We start from the raw sequence: 2,014 nt of genomic DNA, 5'->3' as shown, positions 1-2,014 counted from the left end.
GCCCGCGGCCAGGGCGGCCACGCACATGAGACCGGTGGGGCCCGCCCCGAGGGAGAACGCGGCCACGCCGATCGCCGCGACGCCCGGGACGAGCCTGCGCGTCGCGATGGACCGCTCCACGAGCGACCAGGTGAGCAGGGCGCCCAGTGCGATCACGGGCTCGGGACGCAGCCCGTTGTTGAACGCCATCCAGAAGGCCAGGAACAGCGCGGCGCCCGTCCACCGTGGCCGGTGCCAGGTTCGGGCGAGCCGGCCCAGGCGCGGGACCACCTCCCGGCTGATGATCAACCAGGCCAGGATTCCGCACGCCAGGGTGGGCAGGCGCATCCACGGGCTCGCCGTCGACACCTCGGCGAACACCCGGAGGATCTCGTAGTACCACCCCACGGGGGACTCGGGGGAGCCGAGCCAGCGGTAATAGTTGGCCATGTAGCCGCTGGGCCCGGCCGAGCGGGCCATGGTGAGCAGGTAGCCGTCGTCGGAGGTGTTGGCACCGACGAGATGCCAGAACCCCAGGACTCCCACCACCACGCCGTCCACGGCCGACAACCGGGTCCACGAGCGGGGGACGAACCGACGGTCGGACCGGCCGTCGATCCCGTCGAGGCGGTGCAGGAACACCACCGAGGCGAGTGTGGCCAGGACGCCCAGCGCCATCATCGCCAGCTTGAGCGCGGTGGGACTGGACGAGTACCGGGAGTCGACGGTGATCTCCACCGTCGACGAGTCCAGCCCCTCCGGCGCCGAGGCGGGCGTCAGGTCCGTGAAGATCCCCGTGACCTGCGGGCGCATGGTCCCGGGGACGGCCGCGCGGACCGGGTCCTCACCGTCCGCCTCTCCGTTCGGCTGCCCGTTCTCCGCGGCGCCCCCGTCCGCACCCTCGTCGTCGGACAGTCCGGTCAGCTCGGCGACCAGGATCCCGACCTCGGCCCGTACCCGCAGGGACCCGCAGTCCGGGTCCCGGAGGGCGGACAGCGGGACCGAGAGCAGGGGCGTGTTCCTGACCGCCACCTCGATCGCGGGGTCGCCCGCGGCGTCCGTGGAACGTTGCACCACCAGACCGTCGGAGATCCGGCCCGGGGCGCCGTCGGGCAGGGTCGAGAACACGATCGTGTCGTCGGGGACCTCGGCCAGCGGGCCGCAGGGGGCGGTGATGGTCAGGTCGAGCGGCCTCCCGGAGACCAGGGGGGCGGTGACGGAGGCGTAGTCGGGTCCGGCGGTCCAGCGCACCTCGGTGGTGTCCTGGTGGACAGGCAGGAGACCGGCGAGGATCGCCAGGAACGCGCCGAGGAAGCCGGTGATGACGGCCATGCGACGGTCGCGGTCGATCCCCGGGTACGGGTGCAACCCGAGGGGGCTCCCGTCGCTCGTCGTCACGGTGTGGTCACCTCATCGCACCACGATCACGGCGAACGGACCCACGTCGTGGACCTCGAAGTGGGGGCCGGTCACGGCCTCCGAGGGGATGGTGACGCCGAACCGGCGGACGTTGGGGTCGTTGGGGTAGGTGTCCTCGGCCAGGCGCAGGGTGTACCCGGAACCCGACGGGCGGGCGACCACGGCGTCCGGGCGTCTCCAGGGCGTGTCGGTCATCATCGCGTACAACTCGTCCGCGCTCGTGGCGTCCTCCCAGCCGATCATCGTCTCGTTGCGTTCGGCGTACCGGCCGAGCGGGTTGGCGTAGTGGGAGGTCACCGCCTGGTAGGCCAGGTACGGGTGGTAGGCCAGGAAGGCGTCGGCGGTGCTGGCCACGACGAGGTCGGTCCTCTCGCGGCCCGGGAACGCCTCGAGGATGACGCTGTCGATCTCGGCGTAGTGGGATTCCGGTCCGGGCGGGTAGCGGTCCGCGCGCTCGCCGTCGCCGTCGGTGTCGGTGTAGGCCAGGCGGATCTCCTCGTGCAGGTGATCGGGGATCCCCTGCGCGTGGGCGACTGCGGCGAGGGTGGCCATGACGCCCACGACGGCGGTCGCGCGGCGACGGCGTTCGGCGGCCTCGGCCGTGGGTCGGTCGGCC

The 2,014-nt window shown here is 72.5% G+C and carries 2 protein-coding genes; both read right to left on the bottom strand.

Going from position 1 to position 2,014, the window contains the following annotated elements:
- Positions 1-1,377 (bottom strand): arabinosyltransferase domain-containing protein (locus G6026_RS11720; protein WP_347238096.1); only part of this gene is annotated, 1,377 nt, incomplete at its 3' end.
- A 12-nt stretch (positions 1,378-1,389) separates the two neighbouring features.
- The coding region (locus tag G6026_RS11715; RefSeq protein WP_182613283.1) for an arabinofuranosyltransferase at positions 1,390-2,014 on the bottom strand (625 nt) is incomplete at its 5' end.

This window comes from Dietzia sp. DQ11-38-2 (assembly GCF_014145055.1).
Lineage (GTDB): Bacteria > Actinomycetota > Actinomycetes > Mycobacteriales > Mycobacteriaceae > Dietzia.
Note: the sequence above shows the minus strand (reverse complement) of the source record. Positions and strands in the feature narration are given on the sequence as shown.